The organism is Microbacterium karelineae, from assembly GCF_009745985.1.
GTDB classification, from domain to species: Bacteria; Actinomycetota; Actinomycetes; order Actinomycetales; family Microbacteriaceae; genus Microbacterium; species Microbacterium karelineae.
In genome coordinates, this window is sequence record NZ_WFIX01000191.1 from 140,416 (window position 1) to 164,190 (window position 23,775).

Here is a 23,775-nt window from a genome sequence, read left to right on the forward strand (position 1 = left end):
GGCGCCTCAGATGACGTCGAAGGTCGTCTGCCGCTCGAGCTCCGTCACCTGCGAGCGGTACTGCTCGAACTCGCGGCGCTTGTTCGCGAGGACATAGCGGAAGACCTGCTCGCCGAGCGTCTCGGCGACGAGCTCGCTGTCCTCCATCCGCGCGATCGCGTGGTCGAGGCTCGACGGCAGCGAGCGATACCCGAGGGCGCGGCGCTCGGCCTCGCTGAGCGCCCAGACATTGTCCTCGGCCTCCTCGGGGAGCTCGTACTCCTCCTCGATGCCCTTGAGGCCCGCCGCGAGCATGAGCGCGTACGCGAGGTACGGATTGGCGGCCGAGTCGATGCCGCGGTGCTCGACGCGGGCCGACTGGCTCTTGCCCGGCTTGTACATCGGCACGCGCACGAGGGCCGAGCGGTTGCTGTGGCCCCACGTGATGTAGCTCGGGGCCTCGTCGCCGCCCCAGACTCGCTTGTACGAGTTGACGAACTGGTTCAGCACGAGCGAGATCTCGTCCGAGTGGCGCAGCAGGCCCGCGATGAACCGGCGGCCCGTCGTCGAGAGCTGGTGCGGCGCGCTCGCCTCGTAGAACGCGTTCGTGTCGCCCTCGAAGAGCGACATGTGCGTGTGCATCCCGCTGCCAGGGGCGCCCGCGAGCGGCTTGGGCATGAACGTCGCGTGCACGCCCTGCTCGATCGCGACCTCCTTCACGACGGTGCGAAAGGTCATGATGTTGTCGGCCATCGTGAGGCCGTCGGCATACCGGAGGTCGATCTCGTTCTGACCGGGTCCGCCCTCGTGATGGCTGTACTCGACCGAGATGCCGAGGTCCTCGAGCATCCTCACCGCGCGGCGGCGGAAGTCGTGCGCCGTCCCTCCCGGGACGTTGTCGAAGTACCCCGCGGAGTCGACGGGGACGGGGATGCCGCCCTGCGCCCCGGTCTTGAAGAGATAGAACTCCATCTCGGGGTGCGTGTAGAAGGTGAAGCCGGCCTCGGCCGCCTTCGAGAGCGTGCGCTTGAGAACGTTGCGCGGATCCGCGACCGCGGGCTGGCCGTCGGGCGTGGTCAGATCGCAGAACATGCGGGCCGTCGGGTCGACGTCGCCGCGCCACGGGAGCAGCTGGAACGTCGTCGGATCGGGGTGCGCGAGCAGGTCGCTCTCCTGGACCCTCGTGAGCCCCTCGATGGCCGAGCCGTCGAACCCGATCCCCTCGCTGAACGCCCCCTCGACCTCGGCCGGGGCGATCGCGACGGATTTCAGGGTGCCGATCACGTCGGTGAACCACAGGCGCACGAACTTCACGCCTCGTTCCTCGATCGTGCGGAGCACGAAATCCTGCTGCTTGTCCATGCCAGCCAGCCTAGTGGCTGATCGCGTCGGGACACGCCCTCGATCAGGTCGCGTCGCCGCCCCACTCGGAGTCGCGTCGCTCGTCCTCCTGCCACGCCTTCGTGCGCTGGCGGATGATCTCCGGCGCCCGCGCCGCCTCCTCCGCCGTCTCGAACGGGCCCGCGCGATCGACGGCGGGAGACTCGGGCCCCTGCTCGACCTCGCCGGTGGTCAGGTTGTACCAGTAGCTGTCGGCCATGGCGCCAGACTAGCGCCGCGCGGCCTGGTCCGCTCGCAGTCGGCGCATTCGATCGACGGCGGCGCCGAGCGCCGCGACCGCGACGAGGGGGAGCCACAGCAGGAGCGACCGGATCGCCTCGCCCGCCGCGACGGCCGGTGTCGTGCCGTCGCGGAGCTCGACGTCCGCGATGATCGCGCCCGGCTCGTCGGCGGGGATCTGCTCGAGCGTCGTGCCGTCTGGCCCGATGACCTGGCTGGTGCCGACCGTCGAGACGTTCACGACGGCGCGTCCCGTCTCGATCGCGCGCATGCGCGCGAATGCGAGCTGCTGGAGGTTCTCGTCCGTCCCCCGGAAGTCCGCATTGTTCGTCTGGAACATCAGCACCTGCGCGCCGTCTGCGATCCCCTCCGCGACGAGCTGGTCGAAGAGCACGTCGAAGCAGATCGCGAGCCCGACCGTCGCCCCGTCGACGTCGACCGTCGGCGAGTCGTCGCCCGGCTCGTACTCGCGCTGGATCATCGCGATGAGGTCGGGGACGATGCGCGCGTACAGCTCGCGCTGCGGGACGTACTCGCCGAACGGCACGGGGAACCGCTTCGCGTGCGACTGATCTGCGCCGGCGTCCGTCCACAGCATCGACGTGTTGTAGACGAGGTCTCCGTCGGCGACGGCCGCGTTCATGAGGATCGGCGCGCCGTATGCGCGGGCGGCGCGATCGAGCGCGACCGCCGCGTTCGCGTCGGCGAGCGGATCCGCGTCGACGCCGCCCTCGGGCCACAGCACGAGGTCCACCTCGTCGTCGACGACGGGCGCGGAGGCCGCGAGCTGCGCCTCGAGCACGTCATAGCGCTCGCGGTCGTCGAGGTAGGCGGCCGGCCCGTCGCCCTGCACCGCCGCGACCCGCAGCGACCCCACGGCACTCGTGGGGAACTGCGGGACCACCGCGAGCGCGACGAGGAGCGCGGCGGGGGCCAGCACCGGACGCCATGCGCGCGGGCCCTCGCCTCGCGCGGAGGCGAACCGGCGACCGGCCTCGATCGCGAGCGCCGCGACGAGCACGACGAGGAAGGTCATCCCGGAGGGGCCGACCCAGGAGGCGAGGGGCGCGAAGGGGCTCTCGGCGAGGCTCATCCCGATGCGGCCCCACGGGAACCCGCCGTAGGGCCAGGATCCCATCACGAGCTCGCGCGAGGTCCAGACCCCCGCGACGAGGAGGGCCGTGGTGACGAGGCGCGCGATCGGGCGGACGACGAGCGCGCGCACCCAGCGGTAGGCGAGCGCGATGACGATCGCGCCGAGCGCCGAGAAGATCGTCTCGACGCCCGCCAGCGCGACCCAGGGCACCCACCGGAGAGGGTGGTCGCCGAGGAAGCTCGCCGCCCAGTCGATGTGCGGCAGGTAGAAGCACGCCGCGAACACGGCCCCGACGAGCAGCGCACCGCCCGCGCGCCGCCCGATGAGCGACAGCAGCGACAGCACGACGGCCGCGAAGGAAAGCGGCCAGATGCCCGGTGCGGGGAAGGCCGCGACGAGGGCGAAGCCGCCGACCGCGGCCGCGATCACCGCCGCCCACAGGGGCAGGAGTGCGCGCGCGGGCGCGTCGGCTGATCGCTGCGGGGACGACATGATCGCCCTACTGCTCGTCGTCGGCGAGCTCCTCGAAGAGCCCCGCCGGCGGCGTGAGCACGATGCGCCCGTTCGCCAGATCGACCTCGGGGACGATCGCCTGCACGAACGGCACCATGACCTCGTCCTCGCCGACCCGCACGATCAGCAGGTCCTGCGCCGGAAGGTGGTCGACGCGCGCGATCCGCCCGATGACGGCTCCGTCGCGGACGGCCTCGAGGCCGATGAGCTGATGGTCGTACCAGGCGTCGGGCTCGCCGACGACGTCGGCGTCGTCCTGGTCGACCCAGAGGATCGCGCGCACGAGCGACTCGGCTTCATCGCGGTCGTCCACACCCTCGAAGAACACCACGGGGCTCGCGTTCATCCACCGGAACTCGCGAACCGTGATGGTCTTGCGATGCCACTTCGAGTGCTCGGGCACCTGCAGAGTGAACGATGCCCCCGGCGTGAACCGGCCGTCGGGATCGTCGGTGTACAGCTCGAGCTTCAACGCGCCCTTGAGGCCGTGCGCCTTGAGGACGCGGCCGACGCGGAGCTGGTTCTTCGGCGACGCCGGCGCGGCCATCAGTCGTCGGCCACGTCGACGCGCACGCGCCGCCCGTCGGCCAGCGCCGAGACGAGCGTGCGCAGGGCCTTCGCCGTGCGGCCGCCGCGCCCGATCACGCGGCCGCGGTCCTCCGCGGCGACGTGCACTTCCAGCACGTCACCGCGCGAGGACGAGGTCGAGGTGATGCGGACCTCGTCTTCTGCGTCGACGATGCCCGTGACGATGTGTTCGAGTGCGGCGGCCAGCACGATCGGGATTACTCGGCCTGGTCGGCGTCGGAGGCGGCGGCCTCCGCGGCCGGCTCCTCGGACTTCTTCGGGGCCGCGGGCTTCACGACCGACTTCTTCGCGGAGTCGGCCTCGTAGGCCTTCTTCTCGTCGGCGACCTTGAGGGTGCTCTTCGCATCCTTGTCGCCCGTGAAGGTGCCCCAGTCGCCCGTGATCTTGAGGATCGCGCGCACCTGGTCCGTGGGCTGCGCGCCCACGGAAAGCCAGTGCTGCGCACGCTCCGAGTCGACCTCGATGAACGAGGGCTCCTCGGTGGGGTGGTACTTGCCGATCTCCTCGATCACGCGACCATCGCGCTTGGTGCGCGAGTCGGCGACGACGATGCGGTAGTAGGGCGCACGGATCTTGCCCAGGCGCTTGAGACGGATCTTGACAGCCACGATTCTCCTGTGGTTTGGAAAGAGTGAACGAACCGGTCGCCCTGCGCGTGGGGTGATGCACGCCGGCGGAAGCTCTGAATGGTGGACCGCCGTGCTGGATAGAGGGTCGAGCACGCGTTCCAACGTCCCATTCTGCCAGATGTCGACGGGGTTCGCGAACGGTCCCGCGGCCCGTGTCGGGCACCCGCGACGTCACCGCACCCGCGCATCCCGTACTATTAGGTGAGCCTTACCTACTTGGACCCGTCCCCGAAAGAATCGAGACCCCGTGCACGCCCAGCGCGCTCTCCTCCTCGCGGCCGCCGCCGCGACCGCTCTGACCCTCTCGTCCTGCGCCACAGGAGAAGGCGATGCCGGCTCCGACACCGACGCCGGCGAGGCCATCACGATCGAGCACGCACTCGGTACGACGGAGATCCCGGCGGGCGTCGAGCGCGTCGCCGCGATCGGCTGGGGCAACCACGACGCCGCGCTCGCGCTCGGGGTCGCGCCGGTGGGCGTCGACGACCAGACCTGGTCGATGGACGGCTCGGACGGTCTCGGGATCTACGAGTGGTCGACGGACGCATACGCCGAGCTCGGCGCCGACGAGCCCGTGATCTTCGACACGACCGACGGCGTCGACTTCGAGGCCATCGCCGACACGGCCCCCGACCTCATCATCGCGGCGCAGTCCGGACTCAGCGAGGAGGACTATGCGACGCTGAGCGAGATCGCCCCGGTCGTGGCGCACCCCGACATCCCGTGGTACACGCCGTGGCGCGACACGATCCGCGTCGACGGCACCGCGCTCGGCCTCGCCGACGAGGCCGATGACCTCGTCGCCGACATCGAGCAGCAGATCGCCGACGCGACGGCCGATGCGGGCGCGATCGACGGCAAGACCGCCGCGTTCTTCTCGTTCCTCCCGTCCGACCTCTCGACGGGGTCGATCTACGCGGAGGGCGACTCCCGCTCGGCGTTCCTCAACGACCTCGGATTCGCGATCCCGCAGGCCGCGATCGACGCGGCCGAGGGCGGCAGCTTCTACGCGGACATCGCCGCCGAGAACGCCGACCAGCTCGCGGACGTCGACGTCATCGTCTCGTACGGCGACGAGAGCCTCGTCGAGGCGCTCCAGGCCGACCCGCTGTGGAGCACCGTCCCCGCCGTCGAGAACGGCGCCATCGTGACGGTCGGCGCCGGCAGCCCGCTCAGCGGCGCGGTCAGCCCCACCGCCCTGTCCATCCCGTGGGCCCTCGACGAGTACGTCGGTCTGCTGGACGCCGCCGCCGCGAAGGCAGAGTGACCGCGGCGACCGCTCCCATCGGCGCCCCCGCGACTCGCGCGGGGGCGCCGCGCCGAGTTCTGCTCATCGCGATCGGCACCGCCGCCCTCACCCTCGCCGTCGCCGCGTCGCTCGCGTTCGGATCCCGGTTCGTCGGTGCCGACGAGATCATCGACGGCCTCACCTCGTGGACGCGCGGCGAGGTCGCGGGAGAGATCGGCGCGATCTCGGTGCAGGAGCGGATCCCCCGCACCGTGCTCGCGATCGTCGCCGGCGCGGCGCTCGCCCTCTCGGGCGGCGTCATGCAGGCGATCACGCGCAACCCGATCGCCGACCCCGGGATCCTCGGCGTCAACTCGGGCGCCGCGCTCTTCGTCGTGTGCGGCATGGCGCTGTTCGGCATGACCACGACCTCGGAGTTCCTCGTCCTCGCGCTCGTCGGGAGCGCCCTCGCGGCCGTGTTCGTCTACCTCGTGGGGTCGGTCGGCGCCGGGGGCGCCACGCCCATCAAGCTCGCTCTCGCGGGTGCGGCGACGACCGCCGCCCTCTCCTCTCTCGTGAGCGCCGTGCTCCTCCCCCGCGCGCAGGCCATGACCGAGTTCCGGTTCTGGCAGGTCGGCGGCGTCGGGGGCGCGACGTGGGAGTCCATGGCCATCGTCGCGCCCCTGATCGCCGTCGCCGCGCTCGCCGCCTTCGCTCTCGCCCCGGCCCTCAACGCGCTCGCGCTCGGCGACGACGTCGCCGTGGGCCTCGGCGTGCGCGTCGGCCGCACGCGCGCGCTCGCCGCGCTCGCGGGCGTCGTGCTCTGCGCCGCGGTCACCGCCGTCGCCGGCCCGATCGCCTTCGTCGGCCTGATGATCCCGCACGTCGTGCGCCTCGCCTCGGGGCCGGACCAGCGCTGGCTCCTGCCGCTCTCCGCCGTCGGCGGCGCCGTCCTCCTCACCCTCGCCGACACGGTCGGCCGCGTGATCGGGTCGCCTGGAGAGGTCGAGGCCGGCATCGTGACCGCCTTCCTCGGCGCCCCCGTGCTCGTGATGATCGCGCGCCGCACACGGATGAAGGCGCTCTGATGACCGCTCTCGCCGCCGCCGGCGCCCTCGCCGCCCGCGTGCCCGACATCCGGTCCGACATCCGGGCCGGTCGGCGTCGGCGCGCCCGGCGCCGCGGGATCGGCATCGCGATCCTGGCGGTCCTGCTCGTCGCGCTCGCGACCGCCATGCTCGTCCTCGGCCAGACGATCTACCCGATCGGCGACGTCGTGGCCGTGATCGCCGGGCGCGATGTGCCCGGCGCCTCGTTCACGGTCGGCACCCTGCGGATCCCCCGAGTGCTGACGGGGGCGCTCGCCGGCATCGCGTTCGGGATCGCGGGCTCGACGTTCCAGACGATGCTGCGCAATCCGCTCGCGAGCCCCGACGTCATCGGCATCACATCGGGCGCGAGCGCGGCCGCCGTGCTCGCCCTCGTCGTCCTGCACCTGAACGTCGGCGTCACGACGCTGCTCGCGCTCGTCGTCGGCGTCGCGACGGCCGCGGCCATCTACGCCGCCGCGCGCGGCGGCGAATCGACGGGGGGACGGCTCATCCTGATCGGCATCGGGATCGGCGCCATGCTCGAATCCGTCGTCGCCTACCTCATCCAACGCGCGGCCGAGTGGGATGTCGCCGTCGCGATGCGGTGGCTCACGGGGAGCCTGAACGGCTCCCGGATGGAGAGCCTGCCGCCGCTCGCCCTCGCGGTCGTCGTCCTCGTCCCCGTCGTCCTCGTGCTCTCGCGCAGCCTCGGCGCGCTGGAGCTCGGCGACGCGTCCGCGACGGCGCTCGGAGTGCGCGTCGACCGCGCGCGCCTGCTGCTGATCGTGTCGGCCGTCGCGCTCGCGTGCTTCGCCACGGCGACGACCGGACCGATCGCCTTCGTCGCCTTCCTCGCCGGGCCGATCGCCCACCGCATCGTGGGCGCGGGCTCGTCGCTCGTGATCCCGTCGGCGCTCGTCGGTGCGTGCCTGGTGCTCGCCGCCGACCTGCTCGGCCAGTTCGCCTTCGGCACGCGCTTCCCCGTCGGCGTCATCACGGGGATCCTCGGCGCCCCGTACCTGATCTTCCTGCTCGTCCGCACGAGCCGAAAAGGAGGTTCCTCGTGACCGTGGACCACTCGCTCGAGGCGCGCGGCCTGTCGGCCGGATACGGCCAGCGCACCGTCGTCGCCGACGTCGACCTCGCGCTGCCACCGGGACGGATCAGCGTCATCGTCGGCGCGAACGCATGCGGCAAGTCGACGCTCCTCAAGACCTTCGCGCGCCTGCTCTCCCCCGCCGCCGGCGCCGTCCTGCTCGACGGGGAGCGCATCGACCGCACCCCGACGAAACGGCTCGCCCGCACGCTCGGGCTGCTGCCGCAGACCTCGGTCGCGCCCGAGGGGATCGCGGTCGCCGACCTCGTGGGGCGCGGGCGCCACCCGCATCAGAAGCTGTTCCGATCGTGGACCGCCGACGACGAGCGCGCCGTCGCTGCGGCGCTCGCGGCGACGGGGACCGCCGAGCTGGCGGATCGCGCCGTCGACGAGCTCTCCGGCGGGCAGCGCCAGCGCGTCTGGATCGCGATGGCGCTCGCGCAGGAGACCGAGGTGCTGCTGCTCGACGAGCCGACGACCTATCTCGACCTCGCGCACCAGATCGAGGTGCTCGACCTCGTCGCGGACCTCAACCGCGACCGCGGCACGACGATCGCCATGGTGCTGCACGACATCAACCTCGCGGCGCGCTACGCCGATCACCTGTTCGCGCTCCGCGACGGCGCGCTCGTCGCGAGCGGTCCGCCGAGCGAGGTCGTCTCCGCCGAGCTCATGCGCGATGTCTTCGGTCTCGACAGCACCGTGATCCCCGACCCCGTCTCGGGGACCCCTCTGATCCTCCCCCACGGCCGGCACCACGCGCCGGCCGCGATCCCGCACGCCCCGACGACAGGAGCCTCCGCATGAGCGCCACCGCCACCGCGACCGACACCCGCCCGATGCGGTTCTTCCGGGTCAGGGTGACCGGGATCCAGGACCTGACGCCCAGCTTCCGCCGGTTCACCTTCGCGGCAGACGATCTCGACGAGTACGGCGACCCCGGCTTCGATCAGCGGATCAAGGTGGTCTTCCCCACGGACCGCCTCGCGCTCGAGGACATGCCCGCCGGCGACGACTGGTACGCCGAGTGGCGCGCGCTTCCCGAGGGAGAGCGCCCGCCGTTCCGCACGTACACGACGCGCGCCGTGCGCCCCGAGGCGCGCGAGATCGACATCGACATGGTGGCGCACGACGTGCAGGGTCCGGCCTCGGCGTGGATCGAGCGCGCCGGCATCGGCGACGAGGTCCTCGTGCTCGCCCCGACGGTGCACGCCGAGGGCGTGCCTCTGGGCGTCGACTTCGTGCCGCCCGCCCAGACCGACCAGCTGCTGCTCGTGGGCGACGAGACGGCCGCGCCCGCGATCGCCGTGATCCTCGAGCAGCTGCCCCGCGAGGCGACGGGCATCGTCGTGCTCGAGGTGCCGCACGAGCGCGATGCGGCATACCTCCCGCCGCATCCGGGGTTCCGCGTCTACGCCGCGGGGCGCGAGACCTCCGAACGCCATGACCACCTCACGCGCGTCGTCGAGGCCCACGCGGGCGTGCTGTGCCCTGACGGGCGCGGCGCCGACGTCGAGGAGGTGGACGTCGATCGCGATGTCCTCTGGGAGGTGCCGCGCACCGCGAAGGGCGGCGCCGCGCTCAAGAGCGCGCCGATGTACGCCTGGATCGCGGGCGAGGCGAGCGCCGTGAAGGCGCTGCGCCGCCACCTCGTCCGCGATGTGGGCGTCGACCGCCGCGCTGTCGCGTTCATGGGCTACTGGCGGCTGGGTCGGGCCGAGGGCAGCTGATCAGAGGCGCTCGACGAGGGCGGAGGCGAGCGACTCGTCGAGCACGACATCGGTGACGAGGCCGGCGGCGAGGGCGCCCCGCAGCGCCCGGAGCTTGTGCTGTCCCGCGGCGACGCAGACCCGCCGCGGCACGCGGCGCAGCCGGTCCAGCGACGGACCGGTCGCGCGCGCGTTGAGCCGCACATCGCGCCAGGATCCGTCGGCACGGAAGAAGACGGTCGCGACGTCGCCGACCGCGTGATCCTCGGCGAGGCTCGCGTAGTCCGCCTCGTCGAGGTAGCCCCCGACGTACACGTGGCTCGGCACATCGGCGGCGGGCGATCCGACGCTGAACAGCGCCACGTCCATGCGCGCCTGCAGGCCGAGCACGCGCCGGGTCATGCGCTCGCGCCACATCGCGTCGCGCGTGGCCGGCTCGTCGAAGAAGGCCGGCACGGGGAACTGCTGCACCACCGCGCCGAACGCGTCGCCGAACCGCAGCAGGATCTCGCTCGAGTACTCCACGCCTGTCGTCTGGGTGTTGCCCGCGCCGTTGAGCTGCACGAACAGCGTGTTGTGCGTGTCCTTCTGCGGCAGGTTCCGGCTCACCGCGCTGAGCGTCGATCCCCAGGCGAGCCCCACGACCATGTTCGACTCGACGAACTGGGCGACCAGGCGCGCCGCCGTCAGCGACACGCGGTCGAGGCGGTCGGCCTCGCTCACGTTCTCGGGCACGGGGACGACGTGCGCCGCGACGCCGAAGCGGCCGTCGATGAGGCGCTCCAGCTCGTCGCCGTGCGCGTGCGGCGGCTGCAGACGGATGTCGACGATGCCGCGATCGCGCGCGAAAGTCAGCAGCCGTGACACCGACGATCGTGATGTGCGCAGCTCGGTCGCGATCGCCGCCATGGTCTTGTCCTGCATGTAGTAGAGCTGCGCGGCGGTGAACGCCTGCGACAGCTTGTCGCTCTCCGACACGGTCCCGACCCCTTCCGGCGGCGCTGCGGCCTGGCCGATCTGCACATATGTGCATCCAGTTTGTGCGTCTGTGATCGCTGGGTCAAGGTGAGATCACCTGAGAGAAACGAGGCCGACGATGTCTGAGAACTCCCCCCTCCCCATGCGCAACGCCGTACGCTCCGTTCGCGATGCCGGTCGCACGAGCGTGCTCGTCATCGGCGGCGGCGTCAACGGGATCTCGACCTTCCGCGACCTCGCGCTGCAGGGCGTCGACGTCGTCCTCGTCGAGCGCGGCGACTTCGCGGGCGGCGCGTCCTCGGCGTCGAGCCACATGATCCACGGCGGCGTCCGCTATCTCGAGAACGGCGAGTTCCGGCTCGTGAAGGAGTCGGTGCAGGAGCGCAACCGCCTGCTGCGCCTCGCACCGCACTTCGTCAAGCCGCTCGAGACGACGATCCCGATCTACTCGACCTTCTCCGGCATCCTCTCCGCGCCGCTGCGCTTCCTCACGCACCGCTCCGGCAAGCCACAGGAGCGCGGCGCCGCCCTCATCAAGATCGGCCTGACGCTCTACGACACGTTCTCGCGCGACGGCGGGTCCGTCCCCCGGCACCGCTTCCTCGGGCGGAAGAAGTCGCTCGCCGAGCTGCCCTCGCTCGACGCCGACGTCAAGTACACGGCGACCTACTTCGACGCGTCGATGCACGACCCCGAGCGCCTCGCCCTCGACGTGCTGCTCGACGGGCTCGCCGCGAACGACAGCGCCCGCGCACTCAACTACGTCGAGGCCGTCGGCCGCACGGCGGACGGGGTCACCCTGCGCGACCTCGAGACGGGTGAGGAGTTCGACGTCGCCGCCGACGTCGTCGTCAACGCGTCGGGTCCGTGGACCGACCTCACGAACGCACAGCTCGGCCAGGGCACGCGCTTCATGGGCGGCACGAAGGGCTCGCACATCGTGCTCGACAACCCCGAGCTGCTCGCCGCGACCCGTGGCCGCGAGATCTTCTTCGAGCACTCCGACGGCCGCATCGTGCTCATCTACCCCCTGAAGGACCGCGTTCTCGTCGGCACGACCGACATCGACGCCGACCCGTCGAAGCCCGCCCTGTGCACCGAGGAGGAGGTCGACTACTTCTTCGACCTCATCCACCACGTGTTCCCGACGATCGACACCGACCGCGAGCAGATCGTCTACCGCTTCGCGGGGATCCGTCCCCTGCCGCGCCACGAGGACACCGCCCCCGGGTTCGTGTCGCGCGACTACCGCGTCGAGGTCGACCGCTCGCAGTCGACTCCGATCGTGAGCCTCGTCGGCGGCAAGTGGACGACGTTCCGCGCCCTCGGGGAGTCGCTCTCGACGAAGGTCCTCGAGATCCTCGGCCGCGGCCGCACGGCGTCGACGGCCGACCGCCCCATCGGCGGCGGGCGCGGCTTCCCCACGAGCGACGCCGAGCGTCGCGCCTGGATCCGCGCGCACCTGGCCGGAGCCGGCGACCGCGCCGAGGTCCTCCTCGCCCGCTACGGCACGCGCGCCGCCGAGGTGTGGGCGCACATCGAGCAGGACCACGATGCGCCGCTTGCGGACGGAGCGCTCTCGACGCGGGAGCTCGCCTGGATGGTCGAGCAGGAGCACGTCGTGCACCTGCGCGACGTGATCCTCCGCCGCACGAGCCTCGCCTTCACGGGACACGCCTCCGCCCAGGTGATCGACGAGCTGGCCGACGCCCTCGCCGATCTCCTCGACTGGGATGCCGACCGCCGCCACGACGAGGCGGCCCAGATGCGACAGGAGCTCGGCGACCGCCACGGCGTCGCCCTCGCCTCCTGACGTCCCCGGGGCGCGGCGACGGACGATTCCGCCGCGCCCCTCCGCTCATCACCGGCGATGGTCGCCGGCGAAGAAAGGTCAACGAAGACATGCAAGAACTGAACTACGGGCTCTACTTCCTGTCGGAGCTCGTCGGCACGACCTTCCTGCTGCTGTTCGGCTGCGGCGTCGTCGCCAACGCCGTCCTCGCCAAGAACAAGGGCTTCGCCGGTGGCTTCCTCATGATCAACTGGGGCTGGGGCCTCGCCGTGTTCGTCGGCGTGCTCGCGTCCGCATACTCGGGCGCGATCATCAACCCCGCGGTCGGATTCGGCCTCCTCATCGCGGGCTCGATCACCTTCCCGATGTTCCTCATCGCCACCTCGGCCGAGCTGCTCGGCGGCATCCTCGGCGCCGTTCTGTGCTATCTCGCATACAAGAAGCACTTCGACGAGGAGGAGGACCCGGCCGCGAAGCTCGGCGTCTTCTCGACGGGACCGGCGATCCGCTCCTACGGCTGGAACCTCGTCACCGAGATCATCGGCACCTTCGCACTCGTGTTCGTGATCTTCGCGTTCGCCGACTACGGAGACATCACGGTCGGCGTCCCCGGGGGCCTCGGCCCGCTGGCAGCCCTCCCGGTCGCGCTCCTCGTCGTCGGCATCGGCGCCTCGCTCGGCGGCCCGACCGGCTACGCGATCAACCCCGCCCGCGACCTCGGCCCGCGCATCGCGCACGCGATCCTCCCGATCCGGGGCAAGGGCTCGAGCGACTGGGCATACTCGTGGGTGCCGGTCGTCGGCCCCCTCGCCGGCGGAGCGCTCGCCGCGCTCGCCGCCCCCGCGCTGCTCGGACTCGCAGCCTGAACGACCCTCACCACTGCAACGCATTCAAAGGAGAAGCATCCATGGGCGACTACATTCTCGCCATCGACCAGGGCACGACCTCGTCGCGCGCGATCATCTTCGACCACGAGGGATCGATCGTCTCGGTCGGACAGAAGGAGCACGAGCAGATCCTCCCGCGCCCGGGCTGGGTCGAGCACGATCCGGCCGAGATCTGGCGCAACGTGCAGGAGGTCATCGGCCTGGCGCTCAGCCGCGCCGACCTCACGCGCCACCAGATCGCCGGCATCGGCATCACGAACCAGCGCGAGACGGCCGTCGTGTGGGACCGCACGACCGGCCAGCCCGTCTACAACGCGATCGTGTGGCAGGACACCCGCACCCAGGCGATCGTCGACCGTCTCGCGGGCGACGAGGGATCCGACCGGTTCAAGAGCATCGTCGGCCTCCCCCTCGCGACGTACTTCTCGGGCACGAAGATCGCCTGGATCCTCGAGAACGTCGACGGCGCGCGGGAGAAGGCCGAGGCGGGCGACCTCATGTTCGGCACGACCGACACGTGGGTCCTCTGGAACCTCACGGGCGGCGTCGACGGCGGCGCGCACGTCACCGATGTGACGAACGCCTCGCGCACGCTCTTCATGGACCTCGAGACCCTCGAGTGGCGCGACGACATCCTCGCCGAGTTCGGCGTGCCCCGCTCGATGATGCCGGAGATCCGCTCCTCGTCCGAGGTCTACGGCTACGCGGAGGACACGTCGCTGCTGCGCGAGACGCCGATCGCGGGCATCCTCGGCGACCAGCAGGCCGCCACCTTCGGCCAGGCCGCGTTCGAGGCGGGCGAGAGCAAGAACACCTACGGCACGGGCAACTTCCTCATCTTCCAGACGGGCGAGGAGAAGATCCTCTCGAAGAACGGCCTGCTGACGACCGTCGGCTACAAGCTCGGCGACCAGCCCGTGCGGTACGCGCTCGAGGGTTCCATCGCCGTGACGGGCTCGCTCATCCAGTGGCTGCGCGACCAGCTGGGGATCATCAGCGAGGCTCCCGAGGTCGAGGTGCTCGCGAAGGGCGTCGAGGACAACGGCGGCGTCTACGTGGTGCCCGCGTTCTCCGGCCTCTTCGCGCCGTACTGGCGCCCCGACGCGCGCGGCGCGATCGTCGGCCTGACGCGCTACGTCAACAAGGGGCACATCGCGCGCGCCGCGCTGGAGGCCGTCGCGTTCCAGACGCGCGACGTGCTCGACGCCGTCAACGCGGACGCGGGCGTCGACCTCACGGAGCTGCGCGTCGACGGCGGCATGATCGCCAACGACACGCTCATGCAGTTCCAGGCCGACGTGCTCGGCGTGCCGGTCGTGCGGCCGGTCGTCGCCGAGACGACCGCCCTCGGCGCCGCGTACGCGGCCGGCCTCGCCGTCGGGTTCTGGAAGGACCTCGGCGAGCTCTCCGCGAACTGGCAGGAGGACTCCCGCTGGGAGCCCCAGATGCCGCAGGAGGAGGTCGACCGCACCCTGCGGCTGTGGCGCAAGGCGATCACGAAGTCGATGGACTGGGTCGACGACGACGTGAACTGACCGCATCACACGGCGAGAGGGCCGGGAACCGAATGGTTCCCGGCCCTCTCGCCGTCTCGGGCTCAGCCCTTGCCGAACAGCTTCTGGATCTCGGCCAGGTCGGTCTCGCTCGGCTGCGGAGCACCCGCCCCGAGGCCGAAGCCCGACCCCGCCTTCTGCTCCTGCGCCACCTCGTCGCCCTGCGACGCGCGCTTGGCGGGGTTGCCGGAGCGGCCGCCCTGGTACCCCTGCTTCTTGCCCTTCTTCGCGCGCTTCGACGATGCGCCCGGCTTCGCGCCCGGCATGGCCCCCATACCCGGGATCCCCGTGTTCTCGCCGCGCGCGACCTTCTTCATCATCTTTGCCGCCTGCTCGAAGCGGTTCACGAGCTGGTTCACGTCGGTGACGGTGACACCGGACCCGCGCGCGATGCGGGCGCGGCGCGAGCCGTTGAGGATCTTCGTGTTGTGGCGCTCCGCGGGCGTCATGCCGCGGATGATCGCCTCGGTGCGGCCGATCTCGCTCTCGTCGAAGTCCTGCAGCTGCTGCTTCATCTGCCCGCCCATGCCGGGAAGCATGCCGAGCATCTTCTTCATCGAGCCCATCTTCTTGAGCTGCTGCATCTGCTCGAGGAAGTCGTCGAGGGTGAAGGCCTCGTTCGCGAGCTTCTCGGCGACCTTCTTCGCCTCCTCCTCGTCGAAGGCCTGCTGGGCCTGCTCGATGAGGGTGAGGACGTCGCCGAGGTCGAGGATCCGGCTCGCCATGCGGTCGGGGTGGAAGTCCTCGAGCGCGTCGAGGTCCTCACCCGTCGAGGCGAAGATGATGGGGCGTCCCGTCACGGACGCGACCGACAGGGCCGCGCCGCCGCGTGCGTCGCCGTCGAGCTTCGAGAGCACGACGCCCGTGAAGTCGACGCCCTCGAGGAAGGCCTTTGCGGTGTTGACCGAATCCTGACCGATCATCGAGTCGATGACGAACAGCACCTCGTCGGGATCCGTCGCGCGGCGGATCTTCGAGGCCTGCTTCATGAGCTCCTCGTCGACGCCGAGGCGGCCCGCCGTGTCGATGATGACGGTGTCGTGCTGGCGCTGCTTCGCGAGCTCGACGCCCGCCTTCGACACCGACACGGGATCGCCGACGCCGTTGCCGGGCTCCGGCGCGTAGATCGCCGCGCCCGCCTGCTCGGCGACGACCTGCAGCTGGTTCACGGCGTTCGGGCGCTGGAGGTCGGCCGCCACGAGGAGCGGCGTGTGCCCCTCCTTCTGCAGCTTCTTCGCGAGCTTGCCCGCGAACGTCGTCTTGCCCGAACCCTGCAGGCCCGCGAGCATGATCACCGTCGGCGGCGTCTTCGCGAAGACGAGCTTGCGCTGCTCGCCGCCGAGGATGCGCACGAGCTCCTCGTTGACGATCTGCACGACCTGCTGCGCGGGGTTCAGCGCCTTGTTGACCTCGTCGCCCAGGGCGCGCTCGCGCACGTGCGAGGTGAAGTCCTTGACGACCTCGAGGGCGACGTCCGCGTCGAGGAGGGCGCGGCGGATCTCGCGCACCGTGCCGTCGACGTCGGCCGCCGACAGCCGTCCCTTCGTGCGGAGATTCCTGAAGGTCTCGGTGAGCCGGTCGGAGAGCGTGCCGAAAGTAGCCATGATTCTGCCGATTCTATCGCGACGGCGTCTCCGCGATCGCCGCGAGGCACCGGTCGAGGTGCGCGGCCGGCGGCGCGCTGCCCGCCCCTGCGCTCGCCCACGACCAGATCGCCGACATCATGGCGGCGCCGTACGCCCCGCCCCGCACCTCGGCGGCGAGCCGCTCCGCGCCTCCGCGCCGCAGCGCGCGCGCGGAGATCTGCGCGATGCGCCACATGCGCACGGCCGCCTCGCGCTCGAGGTCGTCCGCGATGCGCATCGCCTCGGCGTTTCCGATCGCGAGGGCGAGGGTGCCGGGCGCGAAGTCCGTCGCGATCGCTCGCAGCGCCTCGTCGATCGGCACCCCATCGTCGACCCCCGCGCCGGCGCCCGCGATCCGCTCGTCGAGGGATCCCCACAGCAGATCGGCCTTGCTCGAGGCGTAGTTGAAGAAGCTCGACCGGCTGATTCCCGCGCGCGTCGCGATGTCGGTCACGCTGGTCGCGTCGTGCCCCTGCTCGAGGAACAGCTCGCACGCCGCCTCCGCGAGCATCTCGCGCGAGATCGCCTTCGGCCGCCCGGGCCGCCCTCCTGTCGTCGCCACGCCCTCAGCGTACGACCCGCGCACGCCGTCGGCGCGGTAGGGTCTTCCTGGACGCGGTCCATCAATTGAAGGAGTGTGCATGATCGAGGTGTTCGAGGCGGGCTTCGCCCCCCGATTCGTCACGTATCGCGATGGTTGGGATCTGCAGCGGCGGATCCACGAGGGGGTCGTCGCCGGCACGCGCGCCGAGACGCTCATCCTGCTCGAGCACGAGGCCGTCTTCACCGCCGGCTCGCGCACGGAGGACCACGAGCGCCCCGGCCTGAGCGCGACACCCGTCATCGACGTCGACCGCGGCGGCAAGATCACGTGGCACGGACCCGGCCAGCTCGTCGGCTATCCGATCATCCGCATCGGCGCGCAGCGCGAGGTCGTCGGCCATGTGCGCCGCCTCGAGCGCATGCTCATCGACCTCCTCGCCCCGTTCGGGATCGAGGGGATCCTGGTCAAGGGCCGCACGGGCGTGTGGGTCGAGACCGACGGCGCGCCGAACAAGATCGGTGCGATCGGCGTGCGGGTCGAGAAGGGCGTCGCCATGCACGGCTTCGCGCTCAACTGCAGCAACTCGCTCGCGCCGTACGAGGAGATCATCCCCTGCGGCATCACCGATGCCGGCGTCACGACCATCACGCGCGAGACGGGGCGCGAGGTCTCCCCCGCCGACATCGCCGCGGCCGTGCCCGGCGCCTTCCGCGAGGTCTTCGAGGGGGTCGCCGCATGAGCGCCTGCGGATCCGGTCCCGCGACGAACACGGCGCCGAACGGCAGGAAGATGCTGCGCCTCGAGGTGCGCAACGCCGAGACGCCGATCGAGAAGAAGCCCGAGTGGATCAAGACGCGCGCGAAGCTCGGGCCCGAGTACCGCGAGCTGCACGCCCTCGTGAAGAGCGAGGACCTCCACACGGTGTGCCAGGAGGCCGGCTGTCCCAACATCTTCGAGTGCTGGGAGGACCGCGAGGCGACGTTCCTCATCGGCGGATCCCAGTGCACGAGGCGGTGCGACTTCTGTCAGATCGACACGGGCAAGCCCGCCGACTACGACACGGACGAGCCGCGTCGCGTCGCCGAGTCGGTGCGGCGCATGGAGCTGCGCTACGCCACCGTGACGAGCGTCGCCCGCGACGACCTCGACGACACCGGCGCGTGGCTCAACGCCGAGACGGTGCGTCAGATCCACCGTCTCAACCCGAACACGGGCGTCGAGCTGCTCGCCAACGACCACGGCGGGAACCCCACGTTCCTCGGGAAGATCTTCGAGGCCCGCCCGGAGGTGTTCGCGCACAACGTCGAGACGGTCCCCCGTGTGTTCCGCCGGATCCGCCCCGCCTTCACATACGAGCGCTCGCTCGGCGTGCTCACCCAGGGACACGAGGCCGGGCTCATCACGAAGTCGAACCTCATCCTCGGCATGGGCGAGGAGCCCGAGGAGGTCGTCGGCGCACTGCAGGACCTGCGCGAGGCGGGCTGCGACATCATCACCCTCACGCAGTACCTGCGCCCGTCGCCGCGCCACCTGCCCGTGCAGCGCTGGGTCAAGCCCGACGAGTTCGTCGAGCTGAAGAAGGTGGCCGAGTCGATCGGGTTCCTCGGCGTGCTCGCGGGGCCGCTCGTGCGCTCGTCCTATCGCGCCGGCCGCCTGTGGGCGCAGTCGATGCGCGAGAAGGGCCGCGAGATCCCCGCGCACCTGCAGCACATCGCCGACAGCGCGCCGGCGGAATTCGCCCAGGCCGTGTGAGGGAATGCCCGCACGGGAGGGCGCGTTAGTGTGGACGACGGTCCGTTTCTGGACCGCGTCCACCCCACGCCTTCCGAGGAATCCATGCGCCCGTTCCGCCGCGTCCTGCCCGCCCTCGCCCTCGCATCCGCCGCGCTTCTCGCGGCCGGCTGCGCGGCGACCGACGACGGGGGATCCGCCGAGCCGGTCTCGGGCGGCACGCTCGTCTACGCGACGGGCGACGCCGAGCCGACGTGCCTCGACCCGCACGTCGGCGGCAACTACCCGCAGGGGCTGATCTCGACGCAGTACCTCGAGCCGCTCTTCGGCCGCGACGCGGGCGGCGAGATCGTGCCCTGGCTGGCCGAATCGGGCGAGGCATCGGACGACGGCCTCTCGTGGGACATCGCCCTCCGCGACGACATCTCGTTCACCGACGGCACGCCGTTCGACGCCGAGGCCGTCAAGGTCAACATCGAGCATCTCCAGGACCCCGACACCGCCTCGTCGACGGGCTATCTCGCCGTCGAGCAGGTCGAGAGCGTCGAGGTCGTCGACGATCAGCACGTGCGCCTGCACCTGTCGACGCCGAAGTCGGCGCTGCTCGAGGTGCTGAGCCAGCAGTGGGCGGCCATGCAGTCGCCCGCCGGCATCGCGCGGGGCATGGACGAGAACTGCCAGGCGCCGATCGGCACCGGCCCGTTCGTCGTCGAGAGCTGGGCGCCGCAGGAGAAGGTCGTCCTCACCCGCAACGACGACTACGTCGCGACGAACCCCGAGGCCGATCACGACGGACCCGCCCACGTCGAGCGGATCGAGTGGCGCTTCATCCCGGATGCCGCGACGCGCCAGGCCGCCCTCGCATCGGGCGAGGTGCACGTGATCGACAACCCCCTGCCCACGGACATCGCCGCGGCCGAGGGCCAGGGCCTGGGCCACCTCGACGCCCCGCGGCCCGCGGCCTCGAACCGCATCGAGCTGAACACGGCGCAGGCGCCCTTCGACGACGACCGCGTGCGCGAGGCGTTCCTGCGCGCGGCGGACCCGACCCCCGGCATCGAGACGCTGTTCGCGGGCACCGCGACCCGCTCGTACTCCGTGCTCTCGTCGGCCGAGCCCGTGCGGCTCTCCGACGAGGACCTCTTCCGCACCGACGCCGACGCCGCGGATGAGCTCCTCGACGAGGCCGGATGGACGTCGCGCGATGACGACGGTGTGCGCACGAAGGACGGCGAGACCCTCACCGTGCGCTTCCCCGTGTCGACCAACCAGTCGACGGCGGCCGAGCAGTCGCTCTTCGAGCAGATCCAGGCGAACGCCGCGGCCGTCGGCTTCGATGTGCGGCTCGAGCCGATGGACCTCTCCAGCTGGTACGGCGCGCTCGCGGCCCACGAGTACGAGGCCGTCTCCGCGCCGTACACGACGGTCGGCCCCGATGTGCTGCGGATCCTGTACCACTCCGACGGCACGATCCCCGCGCCGTCGGGCTACTTCGCGAACAACGCGCAGCTGACGGATCCGGAGCTCGACGCGCTCCTCGAGGAGGCGCTCGCGACGACGGATCCCGACGAGCGCGCGGAGCTCTACACGCAGGCGCAGCGGATCGTCCTCGACAGCCACGCGGTGCTCCCGCTGTACGACCAGCAGAACCACTTCCTCACGAACGGCGTCTCCGGCGTCGCGGCGATCCACACGATCTCGACCCCGACGTTCGTGAACGCCCAGCTGACGGAATGAGCCCGCGCGGGTGGGCGGTCCCCGCCCGGTGGATCGCGAGCCGGATCGGCGCGGCGATCGGCGTCGTGTGGATCGTCGCGACCGTCGTCTTCTTCGCCCTGCGGTCGACGGGCGACCCGCTCGAGGCGATCCTCGGCGGCCCGGGATCGCAGGCGGGCGACGAGGCCGTGCGCGCCGCGACCGAGCGCTACGCCCTCGACCAGCCGCTCGCCTGGCAGTACCTGCTGCAGCTGCGGGACGTCGCCACCCTGCAGCTCGGCGACTCGTATTCGCGCCGCCAGCCCGTGCTCGACCTCCTCGCCGCCCACCTGCCGCCGACCATGCTGCTCGCCGTCCTCGCCCTCGCACTCGCCTGGGCCCTCACGGTCGCGGGCGCGCTCGTGCAGGCCAGCGCGCGCGGCCGATTCGGCGCCATCGTCGGATCCGCGCTGCGCGCCGTCGAGGTCGTCGCGAGCGTCGCCCCGCAGTTCTGGTTCGGCGCCGTGCTCATCATGGTGTTCGCCTCGTCACTCGGCTGGCTGCCCGCCACGAGCGCCTCATCGGATCCGGCCGCCCTCGTCCTGCCCGTCGTGACCCTCGCCGTGCCGATCGCCGGCTTCCTCTCGCAGGTCTCGCGCGACGCCCTCGACGACGCCGACGCCGCGCCGTTCGCCACGACGGCCCGCGCCCGCGGCGCGGGCGAGATGCGCGTGCTCCTGCGCCACACGCTGCGCCACGCGAGCCTGCCGGCGATCTCCCTGTCCGGATGGGCGTTCGGCAGCCTGCTCAGCGGCGCGGTCGTCGTCGAGGTGCTCTTCGCGCGGCCCGGCCTCGGCCGCCTGCTCCAGGAGGCGGCCCTCGCCCGCGATGTGCCGGTCGTCATCGGCGCCGTGGTCATCGTCGCCCTCCTCTACGTCGCCGTCGTGATCGCGACCGATGCTCTCGAGCTGGTCGTGGACCCGCGCCTGAGGCGGCGCCCGCGCGCCGTCCGCGCGCCCGATGCGGCGGTGGGGTCGTGAGGTTCCTCGCGGAGCGGGCGCGCGCCCTGGGCGCCTCGGGTGCCCTCGCGGCCGCCGTCGTCCTCCTGATCGTCATCGCGGTGGCCGCACCGGGGATCCTCGCTCCGGGCGACGCGCTCGCCGTCTCGCCCGCCGACGGCTTCCTCGCCCCGTCGGCGGCGCATCCCTTCGGCACCGACGAATCGGGCCGCGACGTGCTCACGCGCGTGCTGCACGGCGCCGCCGCATCGGCGGGGATCGGGCTCGCCGCGACGGGCATCGGCATCGGCGGCGGCCTCGTGATCGGCTTCGCGGGCGGGCTCGGGCCGCGCCTCGTCGACGCCGCCCTCACCCGCATCGTCGAGGTGCTCTACGCGCTGCCGACGCTCGTCATGGCGCTGCTCTTCGTGGCCGTGATGGGGCCGGGCCCGCGCAGCTCGATCCTCGCCATCGGCCTCGCGACGGCGCCCGGCTATGCGCGCATGATCCGCGCGCGCGTCCGGCAGATCGCACGCGGCGACTACGTCGCATACGCGCGCCACGAGGGCGCGTCCGCCTGGCGCGTGTTCGCGCGCCACATCCTGCCGAACACGCTCTGGCCGCTCGTCGCGATGATCACGCTCGGCATCGGACAGGCGATCGTCTGGGTCTCGGCGCTGAGCTTCCTCGGCCTCGGCGCCGAGCCGCCGAGCCCCGAATGGGGATCCATGCTGAACGCGGGGCGCGTCTACATCGGCACGGCCTGGTGGATGACGCTCTTCCCCGGCCTCGCGATCGTCGTCACGGCGACGGCGCTCACGGTGCTCGGGCGTCGGCTGTCCGCGGACGGTGCGCGGCGCCCGCGCCGCGGGCCGCGCCGCACCGCGCCGGTCGCACCACCGCGTCCTTCCGCCGCCGACGACGCGCTCCTGGCCATCGGCGGCCTGACGGTCGACCTGCCCGGATCGGGCCGCGTGCTCGACGGCGTCTCGCTCGACATCCGCCCCGGCGAGGTGCTCGCCGTCGTCGGGGAATCGGGCGCCGGAAAGTCGGTGCTCGCCCGCACGCTCCTCGGCCTCACACAGGCGGATCCGCGGGCACGGGTCGCCGCGGCCGAGCTCTCCTTCGACGGCCGGGATCTCGCGCGCGCCGATCAGCGGACATGGCGTCGCCTGCGCGGATCCGAGATCGGCCTCGTCCTGCAGGACGCGCTGCAGTCCCTCGATCCCCTCCGCACCGTCGCCGCCGAGGTCGGCGAGCCGCTCGCCGTGCGCCGCGTGCCGCGGTCGGAGCGGCGAGAGCGGATCATCGGCGCGCTCGAGCGGGCGGGTCTCGACGACGCCGCGATTCTGCGCCGGCGCTCCGGTGAGCTCTCGGGCGGGATGCGGCAGCGGGTGCTCATCGCGTCCGCGATCGTCGGCGGCGCACGCGTCATCATCGCCGACGAGCCGACGACCGCCCTCGACGCGACGGTCGCCGCGCGCGTGCTCGACCTGCTGCGCGCGCTGGCGCGCGATGGGGCGGGGATCCTCCTCATCGCCCACGATCTCCACGCCGCGCGCCAGGTGGCCGACCGCATCGCCGTGCTCGAGCGCGGCCGCGTGATCGAGGAGGGCGCCGCCGAGCGGATCCTCTCGGCGCCGTCTCACGCGACCACCCGCGACCTGCTCGACGCGGTGCCTTCCGGCCCCAAGCCGCCGGCCGCGCCCGCGTCCGGCACGAGCGGCTCGGACGCCGCCTCGTCGGCCACGGTTCTCGCCGCCGACGGCGTGACGAGACGATACGGCGACGTCACCGCCGTCGACGACGTATCGCTCGAGATGTCCGCCGGCGAGGTCGTGGGCATCGTCGGCGAGTCCGGATCCGGCAAGTCCACGCTCGCGCGCCTGCTGATCGGCGCCGAGCGGCCCGATCGCGGATCCGTCACTCGCCACGGCGAACCGCGCGTGCGGCTCGTCCCTCAGGATCCGCTCGGCTCGTTCGATCCGCGCCACACGGTCGGTCGGATCCTCCGCCTCTCGCACCGCGATGGCGCGCCGTCGCCCGCGGAGCTCCTCGAGCGCGTCGGGCTCGACGCACGGCTGCTCGATCGCCGCCCCGCGCAGCTGTCAGGTGGTCAGCGCCAGCGCGTCGCGATCGCCCGTGCGCTCGCGGCGGACCCCGACGTGCTCGTCTGCGACGAGCCCGTCTCGGCCCTCGATGTCACGACGCAGAAGGGGATCCTCGACCTGCTGCTCGGCCTGCAGGAGCGGGACGGCCTCGCGATGGTGTTCATCTCACACGACCTCGCGGTCGTGCGCCGCGTCGCGGACCGCGTGATCGTGATGCGGGACGGCCGGGTCGTCGAGTCCGGCCCGACGGAGCGCGTCTACGCGGACCCCTCGCACGCCTTCACGCGCGAACTGATCGCGGCGTCGCGGTGA

The 23,775-nt window shown here is 71.8% G+C and carries 22 protein-coding genes; 13 read left to right on the forward strand and 9 right to left on the reverse strand.

Translation table 11 applies throughout. The annotated features are described in order from the left end of the window. Positions 1-6: 6 nt before the first annotated feature. Genes GB932_RS17115 through rpsP form a run of 6 tightly spaced genes read right to left on the reverse strand, consistent with a single transcriptional unit; the run spans position 7 to position 4,404 of the window. Positions 7-1,341: a glutamine synthetase family protein gene (locus GB932_RS17115; protein WP_156761914.1), complete on the reverse strand. Its 1,335-nt coding sequence runs from the start codon at positions 1,339-1,341 to the stop codon at positions 7-9. 43 nt (positions 1,342-1,384) lie between these two features. Further along, a complete protein-coding gene (locus GB932_RS17120) occupies positions 1,385-1,579 on the reverse strand; it encodes an SPOR domain-containing protein (RefSeq protein WP_156761915.1) in 195 nt (64 codons plus the stop codon). A gap of 9 nt (positions 1,580-1,588) precedes the next feature. Continuing rightward, positions 1,589-3,187, reverse strand: coding sequence for an apolipoprotein N-acyltransferase (lnt, locus tag GB932_RS17125; RefSeq protein ID WP_156761916.1), 1,599 nt, complete (start codon positions 3,185-3,187; stop codon positions 1,589-1,591). Positions 3,188-3,194: 7 nt separating this feature from the next. Beyond that, positions 3,195-3,755 carry a ribosome maturation factor RimM gene (rimM, locus tag GB932_RS17130; protein WP_156761917.1) on the reverse strand — a complete coding sequence of 187 codons (561 nt, stop codon included), beginning with the start codon at positions 3,753-3,755 and terminating at the stop codon, positions 3,195-3,197. Continuing rightward, positions 3,755-3,985, reverse strand: a complete 231-nt coding sequence (locus GB932_RS17135) for a KH domain-containing protein (protein ID WP_156761918.1) — start codon at positions 3,983-3,985, stop codon at positions 3,755-3,757. Before GB932_RS17135 ends, rimM begins: the two co-directional genes overlap by 1 nt. 8 nt (positions 3,986-3,993) lie before the next feature. Continuing rightward, positions 3,994-4,404 carry a 30S ribosomal protein S16 gene (gene rpsP, locus GB932_RS17140; RefSeq protein ID WP_156761919.1) on the reverse strand — a complete coding sequence of 137 codons (411 nt, stop codon included), beginning with the start codon at positions 4,402-4,404 and terminating at the stop codon, positions 3,994-3,996. 268 nt (positions 4,405-4,672) lie between these two features. On the opposite strand from rpsP, the gene GB932_RS17145 reads away from it, so the two are divergent. Genes GB932_RS17145 through GB932_RS17165 form a run of 5 tightly spaced genes read left to right on the forward strand, consistent with a single transcriptional unit; the run spans position 4,673 to position 9,570 of the window. Further along, positions 4,673-5,692: an iron-siderophore ABC transporter substrate-binding protein gene (locus GB932_RS17145; protein ID WP_156761920.1), complete on the forward strand. Its 1,020-nt coding sequence runs from the start codon at positions 4,673-4,675 to the stop codon at positions 5,690-5,692. Further along, positions 5,689-6,741, forward strand: coding sequence for a FecCD family ABC transporter permease (locus GB932_RS17150; protein WP_197517543.1), 1,053 nt, complete (start codon positions 5,689-5,691; stop codon positions 6,739-6,741). Before GB932_RS17145 ends, GB932_RS17150 begins: the two co-directional genes overlap by 4 nt. Beyond that, positions 6,741-7,811 (forward strand): FecCD family ABC transporter permease, encoded by a 1,071-nt coding sequence (locus GB932_RS17155; RefSeq protein ID WP_156761921.1) that lies wholly within the window; start codon positions 6,741-6,743, stop codon positions 7,809-7,811. Before GB932_RS17150 ends, GB932_RS17155 begins: the two co-directional genes overlap by 1 nt. Next, positions 7,808-8,647 carry an ABC transporter ATP-binding protein gene (locus GB932_RS17160; protein WP_156761922.1) on the forward strand — a complete coding sequence of 280 codons (840 nt, stop codon included), beginning with the start codon at positions 7,808-7,810 and terminating at the stop codon, positions 8,645-8,647. Before GB932_RS17155 ends, GB932_RS17160 begins: the two co-directional genes overlap by 4 nt. Further along, positions 8,644-9,570, forward strand: coding sequence for a siderophore-interacting protein (locus tag GB932_RS17165; protein WP_197517544.1), 927 nt, complete (start codon positions 8,644-8,646; stop codon positions 9,568-9,570). The genes GB932_RS17160 and GB932_RS17165 overlap by 4 nt, the downstream gene beginning before the upstream one ends. Here the strand turns inward: GB932_RS17165 and GB932_RS17170 are convergent, their stop codons facing one another. Next, entirely contained in the window at positions 9,571-10,473 is a 903-nt protein-coding gene (locus GB932_RS17170) for a sugar-binding transcriptional regulator (protein ID WP_156762257.1), read from the reverse strand. It lies immediately after the preceding gene. Between the two features lie 172 nt (positions 10,474-10,645). Here GB932_RS17170 and GB932_RS17175 point away from each other — a divergent pair, with 172 nt between their 5' ends. From GB932_RS17175 to glpK, 3 genes are all read left to right on the forward strand, one after another. Further along, positions 10,646-12,340 (forward strand): glycerol-3-phosphate dehydrogenase/oxidase, encoded by a 1,695-nt coding sequence (locus tag GB932_RS17175; protein WP_156761923.1) that lies wholly within the window; start codon positions 10,646-10,648, stop codon positions 12,338-12,340. An 89-nt stretch (positions 12,341-12,429) separates the two neighbouring features. Beyond that, a complete protein-coding gene (locus GB932_RS17180) occupies positions 12,430-13,185 on the forward strand; it encodes an MIP/aquaporin family protein (protein WP_156761924.1) in 756 nt (251 codons plus the stop codon). A gap of 41 nt (positions 13,186-13,226) precedes the next feature. Then, entirely contained in the window at positions 13,227-14,741 is a 1,515-nt protein-coding gene (gene glpK, locus GB932_RS17185; protein ID WP_156761925.1) for a glycerol kinase GlpK, read from the forward strand. 62 nt (positions 14,742-14,803) lie between these two features. On the opposite strand, the gene ffh is transcribed toward glpK, so the two are convergent. Beyond that, positions 14,804-16,363 (reverse strand): signal recognition particle protein, encoded by a 1,560-nt coding sequence (gene ffh, locus GB932_RS17190; RefSeq protein ID WP_156761926.1) that lies wholly within the window; start codon positions 16,361-16,363, stop codon positions 14,804-14,806. Positions 16,364-16,376: 13 nt separating this feature from the next. Next, a complete protein-coding gene (locus tag GB932_RS17195; protein ID WP_231916282.1) occupies positions 16,377-16,946 on the reverse strand; it encodes a TetR/AcrR family transcriptional regulator in 570 nt (189 codons plus the stop codon). A gap of 79 nt (positions 16,947-17,025) precedes the next feature. On the opposite strand from GB932_RS17195, the gene lipB reads away from it, so the two are divergent. The 5 genes from lipB (at position 17,026) to GB932_RS17220 (ending at position 23,775) form a co-directional block, all read left to right on the forward strand. Then, positions 17,026-17,667 (forward strand): lipoyl(octanoyl) transferase LipB, encoded by a 642-nt coding sequence (gene lipB, locus GB932_RS17200; RefSeq protein ID WP_156761928.1) that lies wholly within the window; start codon positions 17,026-17,028, stop codon positions 17,665-17,667. Next, positions 17,664-18,680, forward strand: coding sequence for a lipoyl synthase (gene lipA / locus GB932_RS17205; RefSeq protein ID WP_197517545.1), 1,017 nt, complete (start codon positions 17,664-17,666; stop codon positions 18,678-18,680). The genes lipB and lipA overlap by 4 nt, the downstream gene beginning before the upstream one ends. An 84-nt stretch (positions 18,681-18,764) precedes the next feature. Beyond that, the gene (locus tag GB932_RS17210; protein ID WP_156761929.1) at positions 18,765-20,396 is read left to right on the forward strand and encodes an ABC transporter substrate-binding protein; all 1,632 of its coding nucleotides are present in this window, start codon (positions 18,765-18,767) and stop codon (positions 20,394-20,396) included. Continuing rightward, positions 20,393-21,394, forward strand: coding sequence for an ABC transporter permease (locus tag GB932_RS17215; protein WP_156761930.1), 1,002 nt, complete (start codon positions 20,393-20,395; stop codon positions 21,392-21,394). Before GB932_RS17210 ends, GB932_RS17215 begins: the two co-directional genes overlap by 4 nt. Next, positions 21,391-23,775 (forward strand): ABC transporter ATP-binding protein/permease, encoded by a 2,385-nt coding sequence (locus tag GB932_RS17220; protein ID WP_156761931.1) that lies wholly within the window; start codon positions 21,391-21,393, stop codon positions 23,773-23,775. Before GB932_RS17215 ends, GB932_RS17220 begins: the two co-directional genes overlap by 4 nt.